We start from the raw sequence: 23,968 nt of genomic DNA, 5'->3' as shown, positions 1-23,968 counted from the left end.
ATGGACGGGACAGCTGCGGTATGCGGTGTTGTAAAAAGGATAAACGGTGTGGCGATTTCTCGTTTGGCCGGCGGCACATGCAAGCGTGGCTAACCGTTAGCTTTTAGAAAGCTTTCCGCGCGACCCAACTGATTCGCGCAAGTGACACGTGCTTTCATTGCCGAGCGTTATCACTCGGGTCATTCAGATCCGCTCTGCTGAGCGTTGAGAGAAGTTGGTGTGTTTATCGAAGATATACGCATCTCTGAATATTCGTCTAACAAATATTCGGAGCTGCCATCAGTCGGGCTGCTTAACATTACAAAGAAGTAATTTTTAGCTGGCCGCGAAACTTCGAAAATTACGTATTCCATACGTTGGTAAAAATTAGAAACAATTCCATTACATCAGGTAAGGTTCGCCGCGATTGATGCGTCTTTATGCGTATGGAATGATATCGATTCTCATTTAACAACTAGCCAGCCATCCCGTCGTTCCTGCTCCAAGCAGGAGACCGGCAGCCAGCCAATTGCGGTTTTGTCATTGATTCCATGTCGAGCATGCGGATCGGGCAAGCGCACTTCCGACGGGATTTCCCATGTTCAATCACACGCCGCTTGCGACTGCGTTAGCGCTAGCTTTTGCCGTTCCATTTGCGACGCCCGTCGTCGCGCAGACCGCACCGCAAGCTGCGTCGCAGCCGTCGGCGCAAAACGCGCCGTCGCCCGCAGCGGCCGACAACGCGACCTTGCCGACCATCGGCGTCGCGGCGCAGGCTGAACAACAGGACTTTCAGGCAGAACGCTCGACGGTCGGCGCCAAGACGCCCACCGCATTGCGCGACATTCCGCAGACGGTGACGGTGATCAACAAGGCGGTGCTCGCCTCCCAAGGCGCCACGTCGTTCCAGGACGCGCTGCGCAATGCGCCGGGCGTGACGATCGGCGGGGCCGAAGGCGGCCAGATCGGCAATAACATTAACTTGCGCGGCTTCACCGCGCAGAACGACATCTATCTGGACGGCTTCCGCGATCGCAACCAGTACTATCGCGACACTTTCGACCTCGAAGAACTCGAAGTGCTGTACGGTCCGTCGTCGATGTTGTTCGGCCGTGGCTCGACGGGTGGCGTGATCAACCAGGTCAGCAAGAAGGCGAACCTGAAAGACTCGGCGGAAGTCACGGGCATGATCGGCACCGACGACCGCTATCGCAGCACCGTCGACGTGAACCATAAGCTGACGGACACCTCCGCGATTCGACTGAACGCATTCGGCCAAAGCCTCGGTTCGACGCGCGACGAGATGAAGAACAAGGACTACGGTATCGCGCCGGAAGTGCGCTTCGGCATCGGCACGCCGACTGAAGTCACGATCTCCGCACTGATCCAGCACAACTACGACATGCCTGACTACGGCGTGCAGGCGTTGAACGGCCGTCCGTCGCCGGTACCGAAGAACACGTTTTATGGCTTGACCACCGATCGCACGATTCAGGACGTGCAGACGTTCACCGCCGTGATCAAACACAAGTTCTCGGACCAGCTCACGCTGACCAACCAGACGCAGTTCTCGCACTCGATGACCGATGCGCGCGAAACTGCGCCGCAAGCTGTGTTGACGGGGCCGCTTGCGACCAGCACGGCGCTGACCAATGGCAATTTCACGACGCTGTCGCCGTCGCAACTGTTCATCAAGTTGCAAAGCCATGACCGTGTAATCGAAAACCACTCGCTGTACAACGACACTTCGCTTCAGTACAAATTCGACACTGGGCCGATCAAGCATGAGTTGATTGCCGGGGTCGACCTGGGTCACGACAGCTATTCGAATCAGGCCTACACGCGCAACAACTTGCCGGTTGTTTCGATGGTGAACCCGGCGTATCTGTCTTCGCCTGCCGGTGTGACCACCACGGTCGGCAACCGCGCCGATTCTGGTTCGAACGAAATTGGCGCGTACGTGAACGATACGGTGTCGCTCGGTCAGCACTGGAAGGTGATTGGCGGTTTGCGTTGGGATCGCTTCCAGGCGCAGATCCACAACACGATCAGCCTGCCGGGCTACGCGACGCAAACGAACTTCTTCACCAGCGTTCGCGCCGGCGTGATTTATCAGCCGACCGACTGGCAGTCGTACTACGTGTCGTACGGCACGTCGTTCGATCCGTCTCTCGAAGCGCTGACGGTCACCAACCTGACGCAGAATCTCGCACCGGAATCCACCAGGTCGTATGAAATCGGCGGCAAGTGGGATCTGCTGGGCGGCAATATTTCGGTGAACTCCGCGTTCTTCCGCGAGGAAATGACTAACGCCCGTACGCAAGTCTCACCGACCGAATATGAACTCGACGGCGACATCCGCGTCGACGGTTTCCAGGCCGGCGTGACGGGCCACATTACCGACAAGTGGCAAGTGTTCGGTGGCTACACCTACATGGACGCCATCGTCCTGAAGGCGCTCGACGGCACCCAAGGGCACACGCCGGCCAACACGCCGCGCAATACGCTGACGTTCTGGACCACCTACGCGCTCACGCCGCACTGGGAAATCGGCGGCGGCCCGACTTACATGTCGCCGCGCTACGCGTCGAACACGAACTACGTGCAGGTGCCGGGCTACACGCGCTGGGATGCGACTGCCGCCTATCACGCGAAGAAATACGACGTTCGGCTGAATCTGCTGAACCTGACGAACAAGATGTACTACGACGCGCTCATCCAGTCGGACGGTGGCCGTTCGGTGCCGGGGATTGGACGCACGCTGCTGGCGACGTTCGACTACCGGTTCTGAAGCGTGCCTCATTGATACGGTAGGCTTGCCGTTCTCGCAAACGGCAGGCCGACGTAACGAGGCCAAGGAAACTCAAGATGCTGCTGCACATTCCGAATGTACTGAACGCCGAGCAGTTGCGCTTTGTGCGCGAGCGGCTCGATAGCGCCGGCGACGCATGGGTCGATGGCCGCGCAACCGCCGGTTATCAAGGTGCGCCGGTCAAACGCAATCAGCAGATCGCCGAGCATTCACCGATCGCGCGTGAACTCGGCGACGTGATTCTCGCGTCGATCGAGCGCAACCCGCTCTTCATTAGCGCGGCGCTGCCGAATCAGGTCTACCCACCGCTCTTCAATCGCTACGAAGGCGGTATGGAATTCGGCAGCCATGTGGACGGTGCAGTGCGGGTGCTGCCCAACGGCGTGAAGCTGCGCACGGATGTGTCGGTGACGCTGTTCCTGTCCGAACCCGCCGAATACGACGGCGGCGAACTCGTTGTCGAAGACACCTATGGCGTGCAGCAGGTCAAGCTGCCGGCGGGCGACATGATCGTCTATCCCGCCACCAGTCTGCATCAGGTCACGCCGGTCACGCGCGGTGCGCGCCTCGCCAGCTTCTTCTGGGTGCAAAGCCTCGTGCGCAGCGACACGCAGCGCGCTTTGCTGTTCGATATGGACACGGCGATTCAACGTCTGAACGCCACGCATGCCGACGATGCCGCGCGCCGCAGCCTCGTCGGTTGCTATCACAACCTGTTGCGCACCTGGAGTGAAACGTGAGCGTACCCGAGGCTATTGAATTCCGACCGGCTGAGGCCATCGACGCTGAGGCGGTCGAACCGCAGCGGCTCGACCGCGACGAACTGAAGGCCCGGCAGCAGCGTTCGCGCCGTGCCACCTTCGTTAAATGGCTGCGCAAAGTGCATGGCTGGATCGGGTTGTGGGGCGCTGCGCTGGGTTTGCTGTTCGGCACCACGGGTTTTCTGTTGAATCATCGTGGCGGGCCGCTCAAGGTGTCGACCGGCGAGCCGCAGGTGTCGGTCGTGCAGGTGCCGGTGCCGCAACCGGCGCCGGAAACGCCGCGCGAACTCGGCAAGTGGCTCAAGCAGGAACTGAAACTGGCCGGTACCCCGGGACGCGCGCAGAAAGAGCCCGCACATCCGGTTGCGTGGGGCGATCGCAGCGTGCTTCAGCCCGAGCACTGGCAGCTCACCTTTTCGTCGCCGCACGAAAACACCGCCGCGGAGTATTGGGTCGGCAATGGCTATGTGACGGTCAAGCGCAGTGAAAACTCGTTTCTCGCGACGCTCACGAATCTGCACAAGGGCGTCGGCTTGAGCGTCGGCTGGGTGCTGCTGATCGATACGCTGGCGGGCAGCATCATTCTGCTGTCGCTCACCGGCGTCCTGCTTTGGACGGAGTTGAACAAACGCAAAACCGTCGGCGCGGTGTTGGTGATCGGGTCGATCGTTGCAGCCGTGTGTATGGGGCTGCTTTAGCCGACTCTGAGGGCGCAGCGTCGCAGCAGTGACGCGCCCGCCCGGAACCCTGCACGCCCGCCAGCGGAAAAGTGGGCGCTCGCGCTAGAATCGTCGCAGACCGCCAAAACCGTTGGCCCTGCCGGATTTCTGCCGATGACCACGTCCCCCAACCAGGTCGACGCCGCGTTGATATCGCGGCGGTCGATCCGCGCCTTTCTGCCCACGCCGGTTGCGCGCGCCGATATTGAGGCGGTTCTCGAAGCGGCCAGCCGCGCTCCCTCGGGCACCAATACTCAGCCGTGGAAAGTCTATGTGGTGACGGGCGAGTCGCTCGCGCGCCTGTCGGAGACTCTGGTCGCCGCCTATGACGACCCTCAACGCGATGCGCTGTATCAGGAAGAGTATCGCTACTATCCGCACCAATGGGTGTCGCCCTACATCGATCGCCGCCGCAAGATCGGCTGGGATCTGTACGGCTTGCTAGGTATCGAGAAGGGCGACAAGACGCGCATGCATGAACAGCATGCGCAGAACTTCCGGTTCTTCGGCGCGCCGGTTGGCCTGTTCTTCACGATCGAGCGGGTAATGGAGCTCGGCAGCTGGCTCGATTACGGCATGTTCCTGCAAGCGATCATGACGGCGGCACGCGGGCGCGGCCTCGATACCTGTCCGCAGGCGGCCTTTACGCAGTTTCACCGGCTGATTGCCGAGCATCTCGGCCTGCCGGCCGAAGAGCAACTGGTATGCGGCATGTCGCTCGGTTTCGCCGACGAAAACGCGCTGGTCAATACGTTACGCACGGATCGCGAGCCGGTTGAACGGTTCACGCGATTTCTCGATTGAACCCGATCCACGGGCATCCCCACTTTCCAATCTTCCCCTCGGACCATGATGAAAACCTCACGCCGTCATTTTCTGATGCTGAGTGTGGGCGTGAGCTCATCGCTCATGCTGTCCCGCGTCGCGTTCGCTGACACCGCGAATGCACTAAGCGAAGCCGATCCGAAGGCGCAGGCCGTCGGCTATAAAGAGGACGCGGCAAAGGTCGACAAGGCGAAGTTCCCCAGCTACGCTGCTGGACAAACCTGCGCCAACTGTTCGCTATTCCAGGGTAAGCCTACCGACACCTACGGTGGCTGCACGCTGTTCGGCGACAAGCAGGTCGCCGCGCGTGGATGGTGCAACTCATACTCGAATATGTGACTGGGCTAGCGGCCGTGCGCCGCTGCGGATGCCTTGGCGCCTAGTTGAAAGCGCTCAGTACGAGCTCATGCGAACGGCCGATCCACAGCGCCGCGTCGCGGTGGTCGCGCAAGGCGTCGCCGGTATTCGGGTGCAGAAAGATATCGAGTGCGCCGTGATTCAGCGTGAGCCAGCCGACGAGCTCGGCGAACTGCTCCTGCGCGAATGCGAGCTGATACGACCACATCGGGTGCGGTCCGACCGGGCGTTCGTGAAAGCGGCCCATTTGCAGTTTGCCGTTCCAATGAGCTTCGATTTGCTCGCGAAAGGTCCACGCGGCGTCGCGGCTACCTGAATCGAAGTAAACGTGGGCGTGCCAGCTCTCGATGGCCGAGGTATCGCGAAAGGTCATGGCGGGTTTCGTTCCGTCTTTGTCAGACGGTCATTCTGCTCGAATTTGCGCAGACGCGTGCGGCGCGCGCCGCATCAGAAACTCTATTTCCTCTTCGGCGACGATTTCGAAGCCCAGGCGTTCGTACAGGCCGCGCGTTTGTGTTCCGGGCGCTTCATCTCGCGGCTCAAGTCTGAGGAAATCGCCACACCGCGGCGATTCGGCAAACTGGCCTGCCAATTCCCCTCGTTTCGCGCAATTGCATTTTCGTGTGTTCACATAAACTGTTTTCCATGGAGCGACAAGTCACCGAGCCCATCGACGCGGTCTTCCCCCGCGTTGTTTTGAACCGTACCGTTGATGGCAGTTTGCCGCGTTTGACCGACGTGGCAGGGCAGTAAAGCAGTAGGAAGTCGAAGCAATGCAAATAGTGCGCAATCGCAGCAGTCACGCGCACGGCTCAGCAGGGGGTTGCAGCGAGGCGATGTTGATGGCGAGGGACCGAGCTGTAACGCAACACCGCTATACCGCAGTAAAGCGACACGGCAACACCGCAGTAAAGCAGTACCGCAATAACGTAGTAGCAGTTCTGGTAGCAACAGCTTTGGTAGTTTGTGATGGTTATAAAAGTCGGCAAGCATCCACGCGCCTGTACGACTCTTCCATCCTGTCCGGCCCTGTTCCCTCGCGGGAACAGGGCTTTTTTTTCGTCGATGCGGCCGATGTGACTTGTATTTATTCGATCCGAACCTATATGGCAGCGTTGCATTTCCGGCCAGCCGTAGCGGAAAATCTGCTCGCGCGGTGAGACGCCGAGCACATTCGAGACTTTGAGTTGTTTAAGTCTGTCTTAATAGTTGCTTGCCATGATGGCTGCACAGACTCACATTAAGGGCCTGTCAAGCCGCCGGCGCATCGGCGGCGTTTGCCACCGGAGAGCACAGCATTCGGTGGCAAAGCCGAGAGTTAGCGAAGGAGGTTGAATCGATATGTCCAGTAAATCGCGAGTCCGCAAGCACACCCAGCCGGCCATGTCCCCGCTGCTGCGCGCGCTGACCTATAGCCGCACCGCCCACGAGCCGGTCACCGAGGCGATGCTCCTGCAGTGCTACACCGCCCTGGATGCATTCCGGCGCGGTCGGGGCACGCGGGATTTACACCTGACCTTGAGCCGGCATTTGCTGGTGTCGCAAGAATTGGCGCGTCTTGGTCTCGGCGAAGACGTCATTGCCGATATCGAAAGCGCGCACGCGGCGATGGTGCAGCTCGACGCGCGTGAGCATCAAGACGGCGCCTGGGTGCTCGAAGACAGCGAATACGCCCGTCTTTGCTCGGCGCTGGCGATTCTCGATGGGCAACTGTCGATCGCATCGCTGAGCGAGATCGCGAACGCGGAAGCGAAGATGATCGAGGGGCTGATGAGATCGGCCCATACGCAAGCGATTGTCGAAGCGACCGTTTAAGCAACATCCCGCTCCGTCGCAAGCAAGCTAACGCCCAAACGAAAAACGTCCCGCATGGGGCGTTTTTTCGCATCAGCGGCGATCCTGCTGTTGATAGCCAATCCGATGCACCCGGTTAAATTACTGCGGCTATAATCTCCGGCATGAAATTTCTGCGGACGTTGCTCCTCTTGTTGCTATGCGCTGCGCTGCCCATTAGTGGGCTGGCGGCTAGCGGCTTGACGGGAGAATGTCCAATGCAGATGAGCATGAGTGCCGACGAGAGCGATGCGATGTCGGCTGACATGCCCGGCTGCGAGTCCATGCAATCATCATCGCAGCCCGAAAAAGCCAAGGGCTTTTTCTGCAAGGTAATGGCTCAATGCCAGATCGGCAGTCTGTATCACCCGGTCTCTCCGACCGGCATAACCCGGCCTGCCGGGTTGTCGAGCACCGTTGTTTTCCACTACGCGCAATCACTGCCGGTCCGTGAGCCGACCGGACCGTGGCGACCTCCTCGCGCCATCTAATCCCTTGCTGACAGGTTCACCGCATTTGCGGTGAGGTCGTCCTGCGTCCAGGACGTGGACTCCGTTTGGGAGTTCGCCGTTGGGGTTAGAACATGCCATTCATTTTTCGCACGCCGTTAGCCCGGCGTGCACCACTGCGCGCGCGTTCGCTTTTCGCCGCGCTGATTCTCGCGAGCGGCGCGGCACACGCTCAGCAAGCAAGCTACACGCTCGATGCGGCGCTTCAGGCCGCGACCGACCGCTCTTCCGCCATGGGAGCCGCACAGGCCTCCGTGCGCGCCAGCTCCGATGCTGCGGTTCGGGCCGGGCAGTTGCCCGACCCGCTACTCAAAGCGGGTATCGACAACCTGCCGGTGAACGGATCGCAACGGTTCACCATCGGTCAGGACTTCATGACGATGCGCCGTATCGGCATCGAGCAGGAATGGGTATCAGGTGACAAACGCCGCCTGCTCTCCGCGCGGGCGAACGATGTGGTGGACCGCGAGCGAGCCGGCTATCTGCTACAGCTCGTGAACACACGGCAACAAACCGCGTCTGCGTGGTTGAGCGCTATCTACGCAAAGCAGGCGCTCGCGTTGCAGCAGGAGCTGGTGCGTCATATGGGTCACGAACTGGATGCGACGAAAGCGTCTTACCGGGGAGCCAAGGCAAGCGCAGCCGACGTCGTGCAAGCGCAGGCGATGCTCGCGCAGACGCAGGATCAACTGCTCAAAGCACAACAGACGTTTCAAACCGCACTGATCGGACTGTCCCGCTGGACTACTACGCCTGTTCTCGATGTGAGCGGCGATCCGCCCGCGCCGCAATCGTATGTGTCGTCTCTGCCACCCGACGAGCTTCGCGACGTTCAGCCGGTACTCGTGGCCGCCGCGCGGGACATCGCCGTCGCCGATGCCGATACGGCTGTCGCCAACAGCGACCGCAGTCCCAACTGGACGTGGGAAGTCTCTTATCAGCAGCGTGGCGGGCAGTACTCGAACATGGTTTCGGTCGGCGTCAGCATTCCGCTGCCGATCAATCGCAAGAATCGCCAGAACCGCGACGCCGACGAGAAGGCCGAACTCGGCACCAAAGCGCGGCTGATGTACGAAGACGCGCAGCGGCAAGTCGAAGCGGATATCCGCACGCAGTCGGCGACGCTTGCCAGCGGCCGCGAGCGCATCGTCCATCTCACCGACTCCCTGCTGCCCGCTGCAGACCGGCGCGTCCAGCTCGCTGCCGCTGCCTATCGGGCGGGTAGCGGGTCGCTTGCGGACGCGTTTGCTGCCCGACGTGCATTGCTCGACGCCCAGCTACAGGTGCTCGACCTTCGGCGCGAGGTGTCCCAGACATGGGCCCAGCTCGAATACCAGGTCGTGCCCGCGTCGATGTCCATCAGCCAGTGAAGGAGAACACCATGCAAAAGAAACAACTGGCACGCGCGGTTCTCATTGCGTTCGCCGCCGCCGCTTTGTTGGGCGCAGGCTACGTGGCCGGCGCACGTCATTCCACGCAGGCGGATTCGGCTTCTGCCGCCACGATGCCCGCCGCGACATCTGCGGCAGGCGACAAGATCGACCCGAAGACGGGCCACAAGGTCCTGTACTGGCACGATCCGATGGTGCCGAATCAGCATTTCGACAAACCGGGCAAGTCGCCTTTCATGGACATGCAGCTCGAACCCGTCTTCGCCGATGACGCGGGCACGAGTGGCGTCAAAATCGATCCAGGCTTGCAGCAGAACCTCGGCATCCGCTACGCAACGGCGCGACGGCAGGAAGTGACCGAAGGCTTCGATGCCGTCGGGACCACGCAATTCGACGAATCGCGCGCCGACGTGGTGCAGTCGCGCGTCACGGGCTACATCGACCACTTGTACGCGGACGCACCGATGCAACGGATAGCGAAGGGCGCGCCGATCGCGTCGCTCTTCGTGCCGGACTGGCTGGCGCCGCAGGAAGAGTACCTCGCGCTCAAACGCAGCGGTATGGACAGCAGCATGCTCGACGCGGCTCGCGTGCGCATGCGGGCGATGTCGATCCCTGACGGCGTCGTTGCGAATCTCGACCGGAGCGGAAAGGCGCAGACGCATGTCGTGCTGACCTCGCCGGAAACGGGCGTGGTCAGCGAGCTTAACGTTCGCGATGGCGCGATGGTGACGCCCGGGCAGACGCTCGCCAAGATCGCCGGGCTTTCGACGTTGTGGCTCATCGTCGAAATACCGGAATCCCTTGCGCTAACCGTGCAGCCCGGCATGACCGTGGACGCGGCATTCGCGGGCGATCCCACTCAGCACTTCAAAGGGCAGATCCGCGAAATCTTGCCGGGTATCAACGCTGGCAGCCGTACGTTGCAGGCTCGTCTCGAGATCGACAACGCAGCGTTCAAGCTGACGCCGGGCATGTTGATGCGCGTGCGGGTCGGCGCGCGGAAACCGGCCTCGCGTCTGCTTGTTCCGTCCGAAGCGGTCATCACGACCGGCAAGCGTACCGTGGTTATCGTCAGGAACGGCGATGGCCGTTTGCAGCCGGTGAATGTCACCGTCGGCAAAGATGCAGGCGACGAAACCGAAGTGTTGAGCGGTTTGAACGATGGCGATCAGGTTGTGGCGTCCGGCCAGTTTCTGATCGATTCGGAAGCCAGCCTCAAATCGGTCCTTCCTCGCCTCGCGGGGAGCGCCAACGGAGGCCCGAGCGCACTCGCGCCAGCACCCGCATCCGCTGCGACCGGTGCATCCCAAACGTACGAGACCACCGGCAGGGTCGAAAAGGTGACTGCTGAAGACATCACGTTCTCCCACCAGCCGGTCCCGGCTTTGGGCTGGGGCAAGATGACAATGGCATTCGGCAAACCATCGCCCACGGCCTTTCCTGACGCAAAACCCGGTGACGTACTGCACTTCGCATTCCGGCAGACGGACAGCGGCTACCAGTTGACGACAGTCGAACCGGTGGGAGGCGCCAAATGATCGCGCGTCTTATCAGGTGGTCGATTTACAACCGCTTTCTGGTGCTGCTTGCCACCGTGCTCGTCACGGCGTGGGGCGTCTACTCGGTGATGCAAACGCCGCTCGACGCGCTGCCTGACTTGTCCGACACGCAGGTCATCATCAAGGCGTCGTACCCGGGCAAGGCGCCGCAGGTCGTCGAGGACCAGGTCACCTATCCCCTCACCACGACGCTGCTGGGCGTACCGGGCGCGAAAACCATTCGCGCGTATTCGTCATTCGGCGATGCGTTCGTCTACGTCCTGTTCGACGACAAAACCGACCAGTATTGGGCCCGTTCCCGTGTACTCGAGTATCTGAACCAGGTGCAAAGCAGGTTGCCTCCTGGCGCGACGGTATCGCTCGGACCGGATGCGACCGGTGTCGGCTGGGTCTACGAATATGCACTCGTCGACCGGAGCGGACAGCACGACCTGGGACAGCTTCGCGCCCTGAACGACTGGTTCCTCAAATTCGAACTGAAGTCGGTACCGGATGTGTCCGAGGTCGCGAGCATTGGCGGCATGGTGCGTCAATATCAGATCGTTCTCGACCCGGACAAACTGCGCGCTTACGGCATTACACAGGCGATGGTCGCCGACGCGTTAGGCAAGGCGAATCAGGAATCGGGCGGATCAGTCGTCGAGATGGCGGAGTCCGAATACATGGTGCGCTCGTCCGGTTACCTGCGCACGCTCGACGACTTTCGCAACGTCGTCCTGCGTACGAACGAAGCCGGTACGCCCGTGCTGCTGGGTGATGTCGCGCGTATTCAGATCGGACCCGAGATGCGGCGCGGTATCGCTGAACTGAACGGTCAGGGCGAAGTGGCGGGCGGTGTCATCGTGATGCGTTCCGGCAAGAACGCGTTGACGACGATCGATGCGGTGAAGGCAAAGCTCGCCGAGCTGAAGCGTTCGCTGCCCGCGGGCGTGGAAGTCGTGACGACGTACGACCGCTCACAACTGATCGAACGCGCCGTGGATAACCTGAAGGACAAGCTCGTCGAGGAATTCATCATCGTCGGTCTCGTCTGCGCGGTCTTTCTATTCCATCTGCGTAGTGCGTTTGTCGCGATCCTGTCCTTGCCCCTGGGCGTGCTGGCCGCCTTTATCGTGATGCGGTATCAAGGCGTCAACGCGAATCTGATGTCGTTGGGCGGCATTGCGATTGCCATCGGCGCGATGATCGACGCGGCCATCGTGATGATCGAGAACGCGCACAAACATCTCGAAGCGTACGAGCACGCGCATCCCGGTAAGGCGATCAGTTCGGCTGAACGTTGGGAACTCATCGCGACGTCGGCCGCGGAGGTCGGGCCGGCGCTGTTTTTCTCGTTGCTCGTCATCACGTTGTCGTTCATCCCGGTGTTTTCGCTCGAAGGCCAGGAAGGCAAGCTGTTTTCCCCACTGGCGTTCACAAAGACCTACACGATTGCAGCTGCGGCGGGATTGTCGGTGACGTTGGTGCCGGTGTTGATGGGTTTGCTGATCCGCGGCCGCATCCCGCACGAGAACGCGAACCCGATCAACCGCGTGCTGATCCGGCTCTATCGCCCGGTGCTGGAGGCGACATTGCGTCGCCCGTGGGTCGCGATCGGTCTGGCGGTGGTTGCGCTCGCAGCGTCGGCGATTCCGCTTTCGCGGCTCGGCGGCGAATTCATGCCGCCGCTCGACGAAGGCGATCTGCTGTATATGCCGACCGCGCTGCCGGGCATCTCGACGGAGAAAGCGAGTGAACTGCTGCAGCAGACCGACCGGCTCATCAAGACCGTCCCGGAGGTGCAGACCGTGTTCGGCAAGTCCGGCCGCGCTGACTCGGCGACCGACCCCGCACCGCTCGAGATGTTCGAGACCACGATTCAGTTCAAACCGCGCAGCGAGTGGCGGCCGGGTATGACGCCGGAGAAACTGGTCGACGAACTGGACCGCACCGTCAAAGTGCCGGGGCTTTCGAACGTGTGGGTCCCTCCTATCCGCAATCGCTTGGACATGCTGTCGACGGGTATCAAGACGCCGGTCGGCGTCAAGATTTCGGGCCCCGACCTCGGGCAAATCGACAAGGTCGCAACGCAGGTCGAAGCAGCGGTCAAGACCGTGCCCGGTGTGACGTCCGCACTTGCCGAGCGCCTGAACGGCGGGCGATACATCGACGTCGATATCGACCGGCTGGCAGCGGCACGTTACGGCCTCGCAGTTGCGGACATCCAGTCGATCGTATCTACCGCAGTCGGCGGCGAGAACGTCGGCGAGGTCATTGCCGGCCGGGAGCGCTTTCCGATCAACATCCGCTATCCACGCGAGATCCGCGATTCGCTCGAGAAGCTGCGTGAGCTGCCAGTCGTGACTGAGCGTGGCGCGCAAATCCAGCTGGCGGACGTGGCGCACATCACGATTGCCGACGGCCCGCCGATGATTCGCAGTGAGAACGCGCGGCTCGCCGGTTACGTGTACGTCGATATCCGCGATACGGACCTGCATTCGGCCGTGCAGGCCATGCAGCGCGCGGTCGCAGAGAAAGTAACGCTGCCCGCGGGCTATTCGATTGCGTGGTCCGGTCAGTTCGAATATCTGGAGCGAGCAGCGGCGAAGTTGCGCACGGTGATTCCCGTGACGCTGGTGGTCATTTTCGTGCTGCTTTTTCTGACGTTCAACTCTGTGGGTGACGCGTTGCTATTGATGTCGACGGTGCCCTTCGCGCTGGTCGGCGGCTTCTGGTTTATCTGGATGCTGGGGCATGCCGTATCTGTCGCGACCGCCGTGGGATTCATTGCGCTCGCTGGCGTGGCCGCGGAGTTCGGTGTCGTGATGCTGCTTTACCTGAAGGGTGCGCTGAATCGCAGACTCGACGCAGGCGAACCGCTGACCGAAACGCTGCTTCTCGATGCGATTCGAGAGGGGGCCGTGCAGCGTGTGCGTCCCAAGGCGATGACGGTCGCGGTCGTGCTTGCCGGTCTCATACCCATCATGGTCGGGCACGGCGCCGGCTCCGAAGTCATGCAGCGCATCGCCGCGCCTATGGTGGGCGGGATGATCACGGCGCCCATCCTTTCGATGTTGGTTATTCCCGCAGCGTGGTTCCTGCTGCAACGCCGCCGCGCGAAGCGTCTGCCCGACGTGCGGCTTTCTCATGCAGTACCTTCCGGCACAACCGTGCCAACTACTCAAACTGGAGAACTTCAATGAAGAAATGGATTGTTGCGTTTGCTGCTTTCGGTAGCATTGCTGCGGCCCCCGCGTTTGCGGGCGACGATATGGCAGGGATGAACATGTCCATGAAGCCGACGGCTTCAAAGGACTCGCCGAATGCGGCCCTCACGGACGCGGTGGTGAGAAAGGTGGACCCGGCCTCCGGCATGGTCACGCTGAAACACGGCGCGCTGCAGAACGTTGGGATGCCGGCCATGACCATGGCCTTCAAGGCGAAGGACGCCGCGATGATCAAGCAGATTCACGAAGGCGACAAGGTGAAGGTGCGCGTTGAAGACGTCGACGGCACGATGACCATCGTGAAGCTGGAAAAAGCGTCGTGACGCGTAGTTGATGCAAACTCGCGGGCTTGTTGCTTGGGCCTGCGAGTTTGCAAGACTACGGCTGGGTCGATGGCCTATGAAGTCCTGCGCTAAACTCTCAGAACGCCCGGTGACGGCGACCCACAAGGAGACAGGTGTCATGGAACGCTCTGAATTCCTCGCAGTCACGCGGCAACTGGCAGCCGCAGCCGAGCTTCTGGCCAAGGTCGGTCCAGAGGAGTGGCGACTCGACGCGTTCCAGATGCTCGCGTTCTTTCGCCGCTACGACCAGCCCGGTTCCGGTTCGAATGCAGTCGTAACGTCCAACGACGAACTGTTCGCGAGCACCGGCCACGCCGCACTGACGATGGCGGGACGCAACGAGTTTGCTGCGTCCCACGCACTTCTCGAGCAAGCCCGGTCGCTGTTGCCAGCTACGTGAAAGCCGCTGCGATGGGCCGGCGTTTCTCGTTTGTCCGGCTCTAATCGTTGTACTGCGTCATGTCGTAGTACGTGATTCCACTCCGTCCGCCACCCAACTGCACGAGCCGCGAACCACCGGACGTCAACGACGGGAATGGGCAATTCGTGCAAGTCTGCACGCCCGCGGCATTGACCCCTGCAAAGACGGTGGTTTGATACTGACCGACCGTGGTGTTGTTCGGCGCACCAATCGAGAAACCATCGATTGCAGTCGTCGAGCCGGTGCCCGTTCCAGGGGAGGCCTGAATCTGCACGGACGTCACCGGATACGCGAGATTCTGTCCATTCACGAGGCTCGACCACGTCACGCTCATCGCGTACTGCACGCTGGCCAGCGATCCGGCCGGCGTGAGGAACTGGGTCGCGAAGTCCGGCAGCAGCGTCGGCCAGGCAACCGTGCTACCCGCCGCCGCGTTCAACGGGCTGCCCGGATTGATGATCGACGACTGGCCGAGTTGCGCGCCGTTCTGGTCGTAGAACGTCACGGTGTACGTCGAGTAGAGCGGCACGGTGCTCGCGTCGATCGATTGAGCCGAGTAGTAGCCGCTCGACGCCGCCGGCGTGAAGTTCGCGGTCGACGACAGCGATTGCCATGACCAGCGATACAGCTCCGTATTGCTGCTGGTTGTCGCGGGCGAAACCGGCGCCGCGCTCAACGGCTGGTCCGAGAGACCCAGCGAGCTGATACCGAGCGCATTGCGTTGCATCAGCCAGATCGGCGCAGCGAGGCCAGGTCCCGTGACGGAAGCCGAATACACCGTCGGATTCGAAGTAGTCGGAATCGAAATCTTAAGACCCGACTCGTACCGGTTCACGTCGTTCAGCTTCGAATCGAGGAATGTGCGACGCTGGATTTGCGACATGATCGCCACAGCGAATTGCGACTGATTGCCGATCAGATCCCAGCCGAGTTGTGTGCCGCTGGCGAGCGTGACGGGCGTGGAGAGCTGTTGCGCGATGGTGTAGAGCGCAGTTGGCGTGCCGCTCGCCAGCGTGACCGGCAACTGCACGAGCGCGAGCTGCTTGCCATTGCGGGTGAAGAAGGCGAGCGTCTTCGGCGAACCGAACACCGCACCCGTTAAGGTCGCTTCCGTCAGGCTGTGGGCTACGGCCAGATCGGTCGAGCCGCTTTCGAGGTAAGCGGAGTCGATGGCCGGCGAGCATGACGTGTTGAGCGTGCCGGTCGCCGCGCAGGCCGTCAGCAGAGACGCAAGCGGCTCCAGATAGTTGGCCGCCGTGGACGGCGCTGCCAGTGCGATCGATTGGGCAGTCTGGTTGTTTAGCGCGATGGTCGTGCCCGGCGCCGCATTCGATAGCAGCAACAGGCCGCCGTTGGCCGCCGACACGACCGACACCGTATCGATCACCGCATCGGCGCCGGTGTGGTTCGGCGTAAAGGCCGTACCGATTGGATCGAAGCCCGCCGTCAGTATGCCGTTCTGCGTGAGGATTTTCGTCAGCATCGTGTCGAGCGTGATGGTGGCGATCTGCACGGACGGCAGCGTCACCTTGGCCAGTGCCGTAGTGGACGCGAGGTCGAGCGGGTTGCCCGAGGCTGTCAGCATGGCGGCAATCGCGGTGGTCAGCGTGGTGACGTTGGCGACAGCCGGCGCCGTGCCATTCGGCAGTTTGGCGAGCACGGAGACGAGCGGGGCGGAGATGCCGGCGGCGTCGGTGGCGACGATGAGGAACGGCGCGGTCATGCCCTTCACCGAGATCGTGTACGCGCCCTGGGTGTTGGTGGTTGTCGTGGCTTGAGCGCCGGTCGCATCGGTCAGCGTGACGGTTGCGCCCACTACGGCGCTGCCGGCGGCGACCGTGCCGTTCACCGAGGTGGCCGTGACCGTCGACGTGCTCGACGACGTTGAACTGGAACCGCCGCCGCCACAACCGCTGAGTTGGAACAACGCAAAGGCCACTGCGGCCGCGACGCCGCTACGCACTAACGATCGATGCATGAATTTCCCCGATGCCCTGTTTCTATGATTAGTTTGTTATGCCGGCAGATTATGCCGATAAATTCGATTGCATTTGCCGCGTCGGTTTATCGAATTGAAAGCAGATTATTTGCTGCCTTTAATCCACACACAATGCGTTCGCGACGCGCGCTTAAGCGTTGGGAGAATACTTCAAAGTGGTGTTGTTGTGTCGCGTGGGAGAACGACTGAATAGGAGAATATGAAGGGTAGTCGCGTTTGCGGACCCGCCATATTCTCTGAACGAATTGCTTCAGACAGTTCAGGCGCTAATTATTTGCCCAATTCGTGTCCGATAATGCCGCCGGCTACTGCGCCGCCGACTGTGCCGACCGCGCTGTGATTGGTCGCCTCGTTACCGATCACGCCGCCTGCTGCCGCACCGCCAAGGGTACAGCCGGCCATCAATGTCAGTAGCGCCAATACCATCGCAATAACGCCCAGACCAGATCGATTTCGCATGATGTCACCTCGGATGTGTATCGATGCAACCGAAGCAGCAATCCATGTGCCGCAACTGTATTACGAGTGTCCGTAGGGCTTGCGGTCCGCGGGTGCCCGGGCAGTGAAACGGGTTTGCTGGAGTCATCCGCGCTTGCTAGACTGGCTTTCGCAACCCAACTGTAAGCGCGCTCTTGCCGTGGTACGCCTCGCTGGTGTTCACTGCGCGGCGCGATCAATCGGAGACGCCATGTCTTACATGCTGCTTATCGTCGAACCCCCGAATCAACGCGTCGAACGCGGTGAGCAGGCGGGGCGCGAGGTTTATGACCAGATGGTGCGTTTCGCTACCGGACTCAAAGAGCGCGGCAAGCTGGTCGCAGCCGAAGCGCTGACCTCCACGAATGACGCCGTGCGCGTGCAGGTGCGCGACGGTCAAGCGAAACTGCTCGATGGTCCGTTCGCCGAAGCCAAGGAAATGATCGGCGGCTTCTACCTGCTCGATGTTGAAACCCGCGAAGAAGCGGTGGCGATCGCGCAAGCCTGCCCGGCGGCCTCGTGGTGCACTGTCGAAGTCCGCAAGCTCGGGCCTTGTTTCCTATAAGCGGGTTTGCCCATTCGTAACTATTTTCTGGGGGTTTTCCCTAGGCTAACGACAAACATGTCGATCTGGCCACGCATCGCTCGTCGTGTGAATAAGGAGCCAGCAAACAGATAACGGCTCTCCACCAACTACACACCACCCCAGGAGCGATTGCGATGCGATTCATGATCATAGTGAAGGCGACGGCCGTCAGCGAAGCCGGCGGCCAGCCGGACGAAGCCCTGATGGCGGCGATGGGCGCCTACCATGAAGAACTGGCCAAGGCCGGTGTGCTCCTCGACGCAACCGGTCTGAAGCCGAGTTCTAAAGGCTGGCGTATCCACTACAGCGGGGGCAAGCGCACGGTGATCGACGGTCCGTTCGCGGAAACCAAGGAACTGATCGCCGGCTACACCCTGATTCAGGTTCGCTCCCGCGAAGAAGCCATGGAATGGGCGCGGCGCTTCCCGGCGCCGTTCGGCGAGGATGCCGAAGGCGAAATCGAAGTGCGGCAGCTATATGAACTCGAGGACTTCGAGCCGAGCCCGGAAGTGGACCGCTTCCGCAAGCTGGACGCGGCCAAACATTAATCGCGACGCCGATCCGACCGCCAGACGAGGCGCCGATCCGGCCACATCGAGAGGATTCATCATGCTCAAAGTTATTCTGATCACCGTCGTTGCGGCGGTGGGTCTGCTGCTCATCTACGCGGCGACGCGGCCGGACAATTTTCGGATCGAACGCAGTGTGCGCATCGAGGCGCCGCCCGAGCGGGTCTACGGCTTGATCGACGACCTGCATCAGTTCAATCGCTGGAATCCGTTCCTGCGCAAAGATCCCGCGGCGCAGGGCACTTACAGCGGCACGCCGAGCGGCAAGGGTGCGCGCTATGCGTGGCAAGGCGAAAAGGTTGGGGTGGGGCAGATGGAGATCGTCGACACGGCGGCGCCGGCGAACGTGACGATGAACCTCGATTTTATCAAGCCGTTCGAGGCCCATAACATGGCCGATTTCACGTTGAAGCCGGAGGCCGGCGCGACTCAGGTCACCTGGGCGATGTATGGGCCAGCGCCGTTTCTGTCGAAGCTGATGCAGGTGTTCGTCAGCATGGACCGCATGGTCGGCAAGGATTTCGAAGATGGCCTGAGCAATCTGAAAACGCTGGCCGAGGCGAGCTGAGTACGCGGGAACGCTGCATGCGTGGGGCAGTGCGGTGCGCTGCGACGCCCCGGCGAGCCCACAACCCGATCACTGGATTTCATCATGCATAAGCAGATCTACGTCAATCTCGCTGTCGACGATCTCGAACGGTCGAAGGCATTTTTCAGCACGATCGGTTTCAGCTTTGAGGCGCAATTCACCAATGGGCAGGCCGCGTGTCTGATTCTCGGCGAGAACCTCTACGCGATGCTGCTGGTCAAGGACCTGTTCAAGTCCTTCACGCGCAAGTCGCTTTGCAATCCGAAGGAAAGCACCGAGGCGTTGGTGGGTCTCTCGTGCGAGAGCCGGGGCGAGGTGGATGCGCTGGTCGCGAAGGCGCTTGCCGCTGGCGGCACGGTGCCGCGCGCGCCGCAGGACTACGGTTTCATGTACGGGCACGGCTTCGAAGATATCGACGGACACATCTGGGAGCTGATCTACATGGATCCGAACGCCAAGGCAGCGGGCTGATCCCGTGACAAAACCGGCCACCCATCGTGCCATCGAGGCAGTCTGGCGGATCGAATCCGCCAAGGTCATCGCCCACGTCGCGCGGATCGTGCGTGACGTGGGGCTCGCCGAAGAGCTGGCGCAGGACGCGCTGGTGGCGGCGCTCGAACATTGGCCTGACGCGGGCGTGCCCGACAACCCGGGAGCGTGGCTGATGGCGACCGCGAAGAACCGCGCCCTCGACCGCTTGCGCCAGGAAGCGCTGCATGCTCGCAAGCGTGAAGAGTTGGGACACGATCTCGACGCAATGGAGGCGCACCTCGTGCCGGATTTCGTCGATACCCTCGATGCCGCACGCGCCGACGATATCGGCGACGACCTGCTGCGCCTGGTGTTCACGGCGTGCCACCCGGTGTTGTCCACCGACGCACGCGTCGCGCTGACGTTGCGCCTGCTCGGCGGCCTCACCACTGACGAAATCGCGCGCGCGTTTCTCGTGCCCGAGCCGACCATCGCGCAGCGCATCGTGCGAGCCAAACGCACGTTGTCTGCGGCCAAAGTGCCGTTCGAGGTGCCGCAGGCGGATGCGCGTGCGCCGCGGCTCGCGTCGGTGCTGCAGGTGATCTATCTGATTTTCAACGAAGGCTATTCGGCCACAACCGGCGACGACTGGATGCGTCCGGCGTTGTGCGCGGAAGCGCTGCGGCTGGGGCGTGTGCTGAGCGGACTCGTGCCGGACGAAAGCGAAGTGCATGGCCTCGTCGCGTTGATGGAAATCCAGGCGTCGCGTACGCATGCGCGCACCGATGCCGAGGGCCGACCGGTGCTGCTGCTCGACCAGGACCGCAGCCGCTGGGACCCGCTGCTGATCCGCCGTGGGCTGACCGCGCTCGGCACCGCGCACGCGTTGGGCGGCGCGAGCGGTCCCTATGCGCTGCAGGCTGCGCTGGCCGCGTGCCACGCGCGTGCCCGCCGTGCCGAAGAGACCGATTGGGCGCAGATCGTCGCGTTGTACGACGCGCTGGCGCAGGTGACGCCTTCGCCGGTGGTGGAGTTGAATCGGGCGGTGGCAGTCGGCATGGCATTCGGACCGGCTGCCGGTCTGGAAATCGTCGACGCGCTCGCCGCCGATGCTGCGCTCGCGAACTATCACTGGTTGCCGAGCGTGCGCGGCGATCTGCTGGAGAAACTCGGCCGCGTGGAAGAGGCGTGCGCCGAATTCGAACGCGCTGCCGGCATGACGCGCAATGCTCGCGAGCGCGAACTGTTGCTCGAGCGTGCCGCGCGCGGCCGCGCGCATTGAACCGTACGTAGGTAACTTACCGGATCAACTGACGCACGCCATGCCGAGCATCGCGGCAAACGTCATTTGCGAAATCACGCCGAAAAGAAGGCCACAGCGGCAGTGACCACACCCGCAGCCGCAATCCCGAACGACAGATTGCGTAGCCATTTCTTGCGGGTCAGCAACGTGATCGCGCAGAGGGCGATGGCCACCTGAATCAAGGTCGTGGCCTGCGCCCAGCGATGATGGCCATGCAGCAACGCTTCGCTTTTAGCGTCGTTGTCCACGACTTCCTTTTCGATTGCTTCAGCCTTCGCGCGGATCGGCTCTTTCTGCTGCTTGTATTTGTCGACGTCGGCGGCGAACTTCGCGTGCGCATCGGTATTGCCGAGCGACAGCGCCGCGCCGAGTTCAGCGAGATTCTCTTTCTCGCCCTTGGCCTGGTAGTAGTTCCATTGATTCGACGCTTCGGTCTTTTTAATGGCGGCTTCGTTCTTGTAGTACAGCGCCAGATTTTCGCTGTTGCCGCTCTGGTAGGCACACAGTGCGCCGATCGTCGCGAGGATCGCCGTCATCACGGCCATGCGGCTCGCAAACGGGTCCGAGTCATGGTGGCCAGCGTGTTCAACCGCATGGTCGTGCGGACCATGCACTTCATATTCTTCAGACATCTGATTCTCCGAGCCAGGCTTTTCTTGTGGTCTCCGGGTGGCGCGCATGTCGGTGGCACATGCGCGGGCGAAGCTGCAAGCGCGGCTCGCCGACCCGGCGGGCTCCATCTTAGCGTGCTGCGGCCGGTGGCGGAAAAGCTATCGGCGCGAAGAGAGGTCGATGACTGACGTTAGTGGGATGACGTTAGTGGGTGGGCGTCAGTGAATACCGACGGACAGCCACGTCCGCACTAACGGGATTGCGTGCTCGCCGGCTAGCATGCCGAGCAACCCGACCAGGGCGATGGTCGGCGGCGCGGGCGACTTCACCTGCATCACGCTGTAGATCAAACCGACTACGACGCCGGCCGCGAGCGAGACCAAATACGCTTTCATGTTGTTCATACCCATCTGAAATGCGGGCAGCCACGCCCGCCGGTCATGTCGGCAATTACATCGTGATGACGACCCGGCCGCGCGTGCCGGCGGCCACCGATTCGTAGGCCTCGCGTGCCCGTTCGAGCGGGAATTCCTGCGCGATGGCCGGCCCTTGCAGCTTGCCGCTCTCGAAGCCTTCTACCAGCGCCGTCATCAACGGCGCCGATTCGGCGACGCCCAGCTTGGCGCTGTCCACGCCGAGCAGTTGCGTCTCGTTGTGATAGAAATCGATCAGGTCGAATTCCACGCGGCGTTTGCCCGTGGCGCTGATTTCCAGCACCCGGCCGCGGCGCTTGACGAGACTCAGTGCGGTCTCGAAGGCGACGCCGCCGACCGTGTCGTACACCACGTCCGCGCCGGCGCCGCCGGTCAGCAGTTTGATAGCCGCGGTTGCGTTTTCGTCGAACGGAACGTAGTCGTCGATCAGTCGGCCTGCAGGCGTGTCGGCGGAAAGCGGATGACGGTCGACTCCAATCACGCGCGCGCCCCGCGCTTTCGCGATCTGCACTACCGCGCCGCCGACGCCGCCACCTGCGCCGATCACGGCGATCGTCTCGCCTGCTTGGAGGTGTGCGTACTCGACCGTGCCGAGCCACGCGACCACGAAGTTCACGCCGATCGCGGCGGCCTCCGTGTGGCTGAGCGTGGTGGGTTTGCGCGACAACGCGGCGAGCGGAATCTTGATGAACTCGGCGTGGGTGCCGTCGCGTGTGAAGCCGATATCGCCGCCCGTGCCCCAGACTTCGGCGCCGAGCCATTCGGCAGGACCGGCTGTCACGACGCCGCTGAAGTCGCGGCCGGGCGTGCGCGGCAGAACGGTGTGTTCAAAATGGCCGGACACGTTCTTGACGTCGCTCGGATTTACCGAGGCCGCCTTGACCTGCACGACGGCGCTGTCCGCGTCGGCTCGGGGCGTCGGCAGATCGACGTATTCGAGCACCTCGGGATTACCAAAAGTCTTGAACTGAATCGCTTTCATTGCGTGTCACTCCTGTCAGGTCGTGCGCTGCGTCGTGCAGTCGATGAGCGTAGTCTAGATGACCGGTACAAAGGCGTTGAGACAAAGACTTTCGAATTTCGGACAAGGCGTGCTGTATGGCGGCCTACAGGGCAGGCTGGGCGTCGTTGGGCCGGCAGCGCAACGGCTTGGCTGACGGTGGAGGGCGTGGATGTCAGCGCGGGTTCGTTAGGTCGCCGGCGAGCGCTGGCTTAGCTGCAAGGGCGAATCTCGCTGCCGTCAGTGCGTATAACTTACCCGTCAGTGGACAGCTTGTCTTGGGCCTGCTCCGGCGAAGCTTCAGAAGCAGCCTCGCTGAGTGTGCCGCTCGGATCGAAGCCGGTCGGCGGCGCGCCTAACTCGCGCCGGAACATGTCGCTGAAGCTGCTCGGCTGGAAGCCCAGCGAGCGCGCAATGCTGCTGACCGAGCGACCTTCGGCGAGACCTGACACGGCCACCGCAAGTTGCACCTGACGCCGCCATTCGGCAAAGCCCACGCCCAACTCACGCGTGAAGAGGCGAGCCAAGGTCCGCACGCTCGCGCCGACGGAGGCCGCGTGCTGTTCGAAGCTGATCGCGATCGAAGGGTTGTCGATCACCGCGCGGCACAACGCATCGAGCCGCCGGTCCGACGCATCGGGCAGCGCGATGCGCAGCGATGAGCGAGGGGCATGCCCCAGCTCCAGCATCGCGAGACGATAGGCGGCTTCCAGATAGGTTTCGTCGCGAGCATGGGTACGCTCGTGTTCCGCAATCGACGTGATGAGTTCGCGCAGCAGGCCGTTGATCTCGAACACGTCGCTGCGCCGGCTCAGATGGCCGACGTTGCGTTCGTGCAGATAGATATTGCGCATCTCCACCTCGCTCATCATGTGGATGGAGTGGACCGTGCCGGCCGGCAACCAGACCGCGCGCTGCGGCGGCACCACCAGCGCCTCGCGGCCGACTTCCACCCACATCACGCCCGATACCGCATACAGCACCTGCGCCCACGTGTGCGAATGCGGATCGATGCGCAGCCCACGCGGATAGCGCCGCGCGAGGGAGCGGGCGTCGGCGTCGTCGTGAAGTTCGGGTGGGCGGGCTTTGGGCACGGCAGTTCGGTTCGCTGTTTGCTGTTCGCTCTTTGTGGATGGAGAGCGCGGACCTTGATGGTCCGTGTGCGAAGCATAGCGCGAGGCGTAGCGCGGCGGATGTTCTCCCGTTCCG

Annotated in this window: 26 protein-coding genes; 18 read left to right on the top strand and 8 right to left on the bottom strand. The window is 62.0% G+C overall.

Annotated features, from left to right (window positions below; translation table 11 throughout):
• Window positions 1-577: 577 nt before the first annotated feature.
• From M0D66_RS03885 to M0D66_RS03865, 5 genes are all read left to right on the top strand, one after another.
• Entirely contained in the window at window positions 578-2,770 is a 2,193-nt protein-coding gene (locus M0D66_RS03885; RefSeq protein WP_266209061.1) for a TonB-dependent siderophore receptor, read from the top strand.
• A 77-nt stretch (window positions 2,771-2,847) separates the two neighbouring features.
• A complete protein-coding gene (locus tag M0D66_RS03880; protein WP_200618692.1) occupies window positions 2,848-3,531 on the top strand; it encodes a Fe2+-dependent dioxygenase in 684 nt (227 codons plus the stop codon).
• The gene (locus M0D66_RS03875; RefSeq protein ID WP_266209059.1) at window positions 3,528-4,250 is read left to right on the top strand and encodes a PepSY-associated TM helix domain-containing protein; all 723 of its coding nucleotides are present in this window, start codon (window positions 3,528-3,530) and stop codon (window positions 4,248-4,250) included. Before M0D66_RS03880 ends, M0D66_RS03875 begins: the two co-directional genes overlap by 4 nt.
• Before the next feature lie 135 nt (window positions 4,251-4,385).
• Window positions 4,386-5,075 (top strand): nitroreductase, encoded by a 690-nt coding sequence (locus M0D66_RS03870; RefSeq protein WP_266209058.1) that lies wholly within the window; start codon window positions 4,386-4,388, stop codon window positions 5,073-5,075.
• Window positions 5,076-5,123: 48 nt separating this feature from the next.
• Window positions 5,124-5,435 (top strand): high-potential iron-sulfur protein, encoded by a 312-nt coding sequence (locus M0D66_RS03865; protein WP_266209057.1) that lies wholly within the window; start codon window positions 5,124-5,126, stop codon window positions 5,433-5,435.
• Window positions 5,436-5,475: 40 nt separating this feature from the next.
• Here M0D66_RS03865 and M0D66_RS03860 read toward each other — a convergent pair whose 3' ends face one another.
• On the bottom strand, window positions 5,476-5,826 hold the full coding sequence (locus M0D66_RS03860) for a DOPA 4,5-dioxygenase family protein (RefSeq protein ID WP_093634249.1): 351 nt from the start codon (window positions 5,824-5,826) through the stop codon (window positions 5,476-5,478).
• Window positions 5,827-5,856: 30 nt separating this feature from the next.
• Complete coding sequence (locus tag M0D66_RS03855) at window positions 5,857-6,045, bottom strand: hypothetical protein (RefSeq protein WP_256457202.1); 189 nt, start codon at window positions 6,043-6,045, stop codon at window positions 5,857-5,859.
• Between the two features lie 181 nt (window positions 6,046-6,226).
• Here M0D66_RS03855 and M0D66_RS03850 point away from each other — a divergent pair, with 181 nt between their 5' ends.
• From M0D66_RS03850 to M0D66_RS03815, 8 genes are all read left to right on the top strand, one after another.
• Window positions 6,227-6,613, top strand: coding sequence for a hypothetical protein (locus M0D66_RS03850; RefSeq protein ID WP_301772708.1), 387 nt, complete (start codon window positions 6,227-6,229; stop codon window positions 6,611-6,613).
• Between the two features lie 181 nt (window positions 6,614-6,794).
• Window positions 6,795-7,268: a hypothetical protein gene (locus M0D66_RS03845; RefSeq protein ID WP_093634248.1), complete on the top strand. Its 474-nt coding sequence runs from the start codon at window positions 6,795-6,797 to the stop codon at window positions 7,266-7,268.
• A 143-nt stretch (window positions 7,269-7,411) separates the two neighbouring features.
• Complete coding sequence (locus M0D66_RS03840) at window positions 7,412-7,777, top strand: hypothetical protein (protein WP_200651517.1); 366 nt, start codon at window positions 7,412-7,414, stop codon at window positions 7,775-7,777.
• Window positions 7,778-7,869: 92 nt separating this feature from the next.
• The gene (locus M0D66_RS03835; RefSeq protein WP_266209055.1) at window positions 7,870-9,165 is read left to right on the top strand and encodes a TolC family protein; all 1,296 of its coding nucleotides are present in this window, start codon (window positions 7,870-7,872) and stop codon (window positions 9,163-9,165) included.
• A gap of 11 nt (window positions 9,166-9,176) precedes the next feature.
• Complete coding sequence (locus M0D66_RS03830; protein WP_266209054.1) at window positions 9,177-10,727, top strand: efflux RND transporter periplasmic adaptor subunit; 1,551 nt, start codon at window positions 9,177-9,179, stop codon at window positions 10,725-10,727.
• Complete coding sequence (locus tag M0D66_RS03825) at window positions 10,724-13,930, top strand: efflux RND transporter permease subunit (RefSeq protein ID WP_266209053.1); 3,207 nt, start codon at window positions 10,724-10,726, stop codon at window positions 13,928-13,930. Before M0D66_RS03830 ends, M0D66_RS03825 begins: the two co-directional genes overlap by 4 nt.
• Complete coding sequence (locus M0D66_RS03820) at window positions 13,927-14,277, top strand: copper-binding protein (protein ID WP_266209052.1); 351 nt, start codon at window positions 13,927-13,929, stop codon at window positions 14,275-14,277. Before M0D66_RS03825 ends, M0D66_RS03820 begins: the two co-directional genes overlap by 4 nt.
• A 139-nt stretch (window positions 14,278-14,416) precedes the next feature.
• Complete coding sequence (locus tag M0D66_RS03815) at window positions 14,417-14,698, top strand: hypothetical protein (RefSeq protein WP_266209051.1); 282 nt, start codon at window positions 14,417-14,419, stop codon at window positions 14,696-14,698.
• A gap of 40 nt (window positions 14,699-14,738) precedes the next feature.
• On the opposite strand, the gene M0D66_RS03810 is transcribed toward M0D66_RS03815, so the two are convergent.
• Both M0D66_RS03810 and M0D66_RS03805 read right to left on the bottom strand, forming a co-directional pair.
• Window positions 14,739-16,697: a hypothetical protein gene (locus tag M0D66_RS03810; protein WP_266209050.1), complete on the bottom strand. Its 1,959-nt coding sequence runs from the start codon at window positions 16,695-16,697 to the stop codon at window positions 14,739-14,741.
• Window positions 16,698-16,988: 291 nt separating this feature from the next.
• Complete coding sequence (locus tag M0D66_RS03805) at window positions 16,989-17,177, bottom strand: glycine zipper 2TM domain-containing protein (protein WP_093634240.1); 189 nt, start codon at window positions 17,175-17,177, stop codon at window positions 16,989-16,991.
• Window positions 17,178-17,406: 229 nt separating this feature from the next.
• Between M0D66_RS03805 and M0D66_RS03800 the strand changes: the two genes are divergently transcribed.
• The 5 genes from M0D66_RS03800 to M0D66_RS03780 all read left to right on the top strand — a co-directional run bounded on the left by M0D66_RS03800 (window position 17,407) and on the right by M0D66_RS03780 (window position 20,692).
• Complete coding sequence (locus tag M0D66_RS03800) at window positions 17,407-17,760, top strand: YciI family protein (protein WP_093634239.1); 354 nt, start codon at window positions 17,407-17,409, stop codon at window positions 17,758-17,760.
• Between the two features lie 155 nt (window positions 17,761-17,915).
• Complete coding sequence (locus M0D66_RS03795) at window positions 17,916-18,329, top strand: YciI family protein (protein WP_093634238.1); 414 nt, start codon at window positions 17,916-17,918, stop codon at window positions 18,327-18,329.
• Window positions 18,330-18,390: 61 nt separating this feature from the next.
• Window positions 18,391-18,918 (top strand): SRPBCC family protein, encoded by a 528-nt coding sequence (locus M0D66_RS03790; RefSeq protein WP_093634237.1) that lies wholly within the window; start codon window positions 18,391-18,393, stop codon window positions 18,916-18,918.
• Window positions 18,919-19,002: 84 nt separating this feature from the next.
• Window positions 19,003-19,410, top strand: a complete 408-nt coding sequence (locus M0D66_RS03785; protein WP_093634236.1) for a VOC family protein — start codon at window positions 19,003-19,005, stop codon at window positions 19,408-19,410.
• Window positions 19,411-19,414: 4 nt separating this feature from the next.
• Complete coding sequence (locus tag M0D66_RS03780; protein ID WP_200618680.1) at window positions 19,415-20,692, top strand: RNA polymerase sigma factor; 1,278 nt, start codon at window positions 19,415-19,417, stop codon at window positions 20,690-20,692.
• 74 nt (window positions 20,693-20,766) lie between these two features.
• Here M0D66_RS03780 and M0D66_RS03775 read toward each other — a convergent pair whose 3' ends face one another.
• The 4 genes from M0D66_RS03775 to M0D66_RS03760 all read right to left on the bottom strand — a co-directional run bounded on the left by M0D66_RS03775 (window position 20,767) and on the right by M0D66_RS03760 (window position 23,853).
• Entirely contained in the window at window positions 20,767-21,345 is a 579-nt protein-coding gene (locus M0D66_RS03775; protein WP_200651527.1) for a DUF4337 domain-containing protein, read from the bottom strand.
• A 198-nt stretch (window positions 21,346-21,543) separates the two neighbouring features.
• Window positions 21,544-21,720: a DUF1427 family protein gene (locus M0D66_RS03770; protein WP_093634439.1), complete on the bottom strand. Its 177-nt coding sequence runs from the start codon at window positions 21,718-21,720 to the stop codon at window positions 21,544-21,546.
• A 55-nt stretch (window positions 21,721-21,775) separates the two neighbouring features.
• Complete coding sequence (locus M0D66_RS03765) at window positions 21,776-22,741, bottom strand: zinc-binding alcohol dehydrogenase family protein (RefSeq protein WP_266209049.1); 966 nt, start codon at window positions 22,739-22,741, stop codon at window positions 21,776-21,778.
• Between the two features lie 272 nt (window positions 22,742-23,013).
• A complete protein-coding gene (locus tag M0D66_RS03760; RefSeq protein WP_200651529.1) occupies window positions 23,014-23,853 on the bottom strand; it encodes a helix-turn-helix domain-containing protein in 840 nt (279 codons plus the stop codon).
• Window positions 23,854-23,968: the final 115 nt, after the last annotated feature.

The sequence above is a fragment of the Paraburkholderia sp. SECH2 genome (genome assembly GCF_030464795.1).
GTDB lineage: Bacteria > Pseudomonadota > Gammaproteobacteria > Burkholderiales > Burkholderiaceae > Paraburkholderia > Paraburkholderia aspalathi.
Note: the sequence above shows the minus strand (reverse complement) of the source record. Positions and strands in the feature narration are given on the sequence as shown.